A 260-nucleotide genomic window follows, 5' to 3' on the forward strand; every position below is an offset into this window, starting at 1 on the left:
CTCGTATCAATCATGAGCTATCTTGAATTGCCGTGTAGGAAACTTGAGACCTTTACGCTGTCAACAATGCTAATCCAAACCGCCCTTGATACCCACGAACATATTTCCAGAACCTCAGAAAATGAAAAAAGCCGGCAGTTAACCGTATTAGCTGGAGATTATTATAGTGGTTTATATTATAAATTTCTGGCTGATGCCGAAGAAATTTTGATGATTAAAACACTTTCTACTGGTGTTAAAGAAGTAAACGAACATAAAAT

The 260-nt window shown here is 36.5% G+C and carries 1 protein-coding gene; it reads left to right on the top strand.

Features of this window, described 5'->3' with window-relative positions:
* The coding region (locus tag RYX56_RS23355; protein ID WP_317124258.1) for a heptaprenyl diphosphate synthase component 1 at positions 1-260 on the top strand (260 nt) is incomplete at both ends.

It is taken from the genome of Alkalihalophilus lindianensis, assembly GCF_032843265.1.
Classification (GTDB): Bacteria; Bacillota; Bacilli; order Bacillales; family Bacillaceae_D; genus Alkalihalophilus; species Alkalihalophilus lindianensis.